Here is a 3,568-nt window from a genome sequence, read left to right as displayed (position 1 = left end):
GGCGCTCGAGACGGTCGACGGGGTCTCCGACCGGTATCTATTACCGTGATGGGCCCGGGGGTACACCCATGGGAGAGCGGACCGAAGTGACGCGAGGGTCGCTGCCGCAGGAGCGGTCGGCCGGCCGGTTCTCGGGACCGGACGGCTTCCGCGACCTCGTCGAGCGGCTGCTCGCGTGGCTTCGGAGCCGACGCGGGTCGGCCCTGGAGCGCGTCTCGACCGCCACGACGATGCGAAACGTCGTCGACGCGGACGCGATCGCCGAGGAGACGCCGCCGAAGTGGAGCGTCCTCCACGACGTGGTCACCTACGGCGCGGACTCGCTCACGGACGTGCTCGTCTTCCGGCACGGCCCCACCAGACAGGACCTGGTGGTGATGCCGGAGCGGAACACCGAGCCGGAAGGGGAGATCAGCTTCTACCACGCCGACCGCACGAAGGGGGCGCGCCACCTGCTGTCGATCGGCGCGGACTCGCTCACCGCGGCGCTCAGCTACGTGTTAGAGAAGATCGAGCGGTTCGAGCGGCTGTTCACCGGTCGGGGGACGGAGCTCCCGAGCGGCTACACCGGCCCGTCGGACCGGTAGTCCCCGCGGGCGCTCGTTCTCGACCGAAGCGACCTCAGAGGGGACCGTCTCGCCGTCGCCCGTCGCCGTTCCCGTCGGCCCGCTCGACGCGCTCGACCGTCTCGTCCGCCGCCGCCTTCTCCGGCGGGTACGAGACGGTCCGCTGCGGGTAGGGGATCGAGATGCCGGCGTCGGCGAAGCGCTCCTGGATCCGCTCGACGACGAGGGCCTTCGAGCGCCACCGCGCCTGCGGGGTCGGCGGGTCGATCCAGAAGCGTAAGTCGAGCAGGATCGCCGAGTCGCCGAACCCGGACGGGATCGCGTACGGTTGCGGATTGTTCGCGATGACGCCGACGTCCCCGAGGACCTCCTCGGCGATGTCGCTGGCCTCGTCGGGGTCGTCGTCGTACCCGATCCCGACCTCCATGTGGATCCGGAGGCGGCCCTCCCGGCTCCGGTTCGTGATCGCCTGGTTGGCGACGAGGTCGTTGGGCACCACGACGTACTCCCCGTCGAAGTTCCGCATGTGGGTGTTCATGATCGTGATGTCGGTGACGAACCCCTCCTCGTCGCCGATCTCGACCCAGTCGCCGATCTCGAACGGTCGCGCGAACATCAGCACGAAGCCGGCGATGAGCGACCCCAGCGTCTGCCGGGCCGCCATCCCGAGGACGATCCCGAGGAAGCCGGCCCCGACGAGGAGGCCGCCGAGGTTCACGCCCCAGATCCCGAGGACGGTTATCGCCGCGAGCACGAGCAGCCCGACCTGTGCGAGCCGGGTGAGGAGCTGCTCCTGGTGGGCGGTGATCCGGTCGCTGTCCGCCGACAGCTCCTCGACGTACGTCTCGACCACGTCGCTGACGACGTACGCGCCGCCGAGCAGCACCACCGAGGCGATCACCTGCCCGCCGACCCGGACCGCGTTCTCCGCGACCGGCAGCACCGCGACCACGAGCTCGAACCGTCCCCAGAGGGTGAGGACGGCGACGCCCGCGAGCGCGAACAGCGCGAGCTGGAGGAGCCCGACCGCGAGCCGCAGGAGGAACGACGCGGGGATCCCCTCGCGCAGCGTCTCCAGCGCGCCTTCCGTCGACTCCGACAGCCGGTCGTCGAGCAGCCGCCCGAGCCAGTCGGCGAGCGTCTGCTCGCCGGCGCGGACGGCCCGCGGCAACAGCAGCCAACCGACTCCGAGCGTCGCGAGGGCGATGGCGGCGGTGACGGCCAGCCGCCCCTCCGTGCTCGAGATGTCGCTCAACACCGCGCCGACCCGGGTTCCCAGTCCGCCTATCACGGTCACACGTTCGCCGCCCATCGGTTAACCGATCCGACGCGAGTCTCAGGCGAGAGAATCGGACGCCCCGCCGCGGAAGGCCGATCTGCGACCACCGTGGTCCCGGTCACCGGCCGCGGCGGAGCTCCTCGATGAGCTGTTCGATGAGCGCCGACTGCCGGTCGAGACGCTCAGACTGCGTCTCGACGGTCCGTCGCAGCGCGGCGACCTCGCTCGCGAGGTCCGCGTCCTCGACGCCGGCGCTCTCGAACGGCGACCCGTCGAACGCGTCGTCCTCCGGAACGGCCGCGTCGGCGTCGGGCGCGACGGCGTCGTCGATCGGATCGCCGGCTGCCGCGTCCGTCTCGAGCGCATCGGCCTCGACAGGGGTCTCGTCGCCCGCCTCCCGATCGACCTCGCCCGCGGCCGGTGCGGTCCCGGCGGCCTCCGCGTCGAGCGGATCCGCCGCCGCGTCCGCTCCCGAAGACTCCGTCGCGGGCGCGCCCTCCGCGGGATCCGCCGTCGCGTCGTCGACGGTCGCGTCCGGCGCGAGCGGGTCCCCGCCCAGCGGGTCGTCGTCAGTCTCGGTCGGCTGCGTCGACTCGGCGGCCGATTCCCCGACTACGTCGGTCTCGGGGGTCGGGTCGGTCTCCGACGGCGGCCCGGCCCCGGCGGTCGGATCGGCCGCGCCGCCGGACTCGACGCCCGGCCCCTCGGCGTCGGCCTCCGCGTCGGCGGCCGGCGACGCCGAGAGCGGGTCGGGGCCCTCGCCGAAGTCGGTCGTGCCGCTCCGGTCGGCCTCCGGTTCCGGCTCCTCGGCCTCGGCGGCCGCGACGCGGAACTCCTCCAAACTGGCGACGTCGTGGAACGAGCACACCGCGTCGGCGAGCGTCTCCCGGACCGCGCGGGCCGACTCGTTCGGCGCCTTGAACCGCTCGGAGCGGCCGTCGTGGACGAGGACGACCGCGGTGGCGACGGTCCCCTCCTCGAAGTCGAGGCCGGTGAGGTCCGAGTAGTGGAACTCCTCGAACTCGGGGTCCCAGACGGCCGAGCCGACGTGTTTGACCAGTCGTTCGCTGGTGACGATCAGGGTGAGCTCCGAGAAGCGGAAGGTGCGGACGACCGTCTCGCCGGCGCCGGTGACGCCGCTCGCCGAGAGGACGCCGGCGAGGACGGGGTGGAGGACGTCGTCGACGCGCTTGCTCGGGACCGAGAGCGTCTCGTCGCCGTCGAGGCCGTAGCCGAGGGTGATCTTCGCCTTGCGGCGGCCCGTGGAGACGTCGATCCGCTCGACGTCGTGGCCGTACTCGTCGACGGACTCGTCCGACAGGAGTCCGTCGCCGCGGTAGACGAGGGTCCGGGTGGGCGTGACCGCGAGTCGATCGTCGCCGCCCAGCGGCACCTCGGCGACGACGTCCTCGTCGCCGACGGTCCCCGCGAGCAGTTCGGGAAGGCTCATACGCCCGGGATACGCCGCGCCCGGCATAAATCCGCTGGGTCGGCCGCGAGCGCGGCCCGATCGCGCGGGTCGCGGCCCGAATCGACCCCCGACTTCGCGGCTCCGCAATCCGTCCGCCGGCGACTCACCGCCGGAAGCGGCCGCCCGCGCCGATCTGCGATCGGTTCACAACCCTCCGACGGATGGGAAGGTTAAAGAGTCTCATCGCGGTACGAAAAGGTGAGGCCGGGTGGCTTAGCTGGACATAGCGCCGCACTCATAGGGTTCAGAGAT

General features: G+C 72.0%; 3 protein-coding genes. 1 reads left to right on the top strand and 2 read right to left on the bottom strand.

Going from position 1 to position 3,568, the window contains the following annotated elements; genetic code table 11:
- Positions 1 to 68 precede the first annotated feature (68 nt).
- Positions 69 to 587, top strand: coding sequence for a hypothetical protein (locus Q0116_RS08660; RefSeq protein WP_297886960.1), 519 nt, complete (start codon positions 69 to 71; stop codon positions 585 to 587).
- Between the two features lie 34 nt (positions 588 to 621).
- Here Q0116_RS08660 and Q0116_RS08655 read toward each other — a convergent pair whose 3' ends face one another.
- Both Q0116_RS08655 and Q0116_RS08650 read right to left on the bottom strand, forming a co-directional pair.
- Positions 622 to 1,857 carry a mechanosensitive ion channel family protein gene (locus tag Q0116_RS08655; protein ID WP_297886958.1) on the bottom strand — a complete coding sequence of 412 codons (1,236 nt, stop codon included), beginning with the start codon at positions 1,855 to 1,857 and terminating at the stop codon, positions 622 to 624.
- A 106-nt stretch (positions 1,858 to 1,963) separates the two neighbouring features.
- Positions 1,964 to 3,295, bottom strand: coding sequence for a hypothetical protein (locus Q0116_RS08650; protein WP_297886956.1), 1,332 nt, complete (start codon positions 3,293 to 3,295; stop codon positions 1,964 to 1,966).
- Positions 3,296 to 3,568: the final 273 nt, after the last annotated feature.

It is taken from the genome of uncultured Halorubrum sp., from assembly GCF_937146585.1.
Lineage (GTDB): Archaea > Halobacteriota > Halobacteria > Halobacteriales > Haloferacaceae > Halorubrum > Halorubrum miltondacostae.
This window is presented reverse-complemented; position numbering and strand designations above follow the sequence as displayed.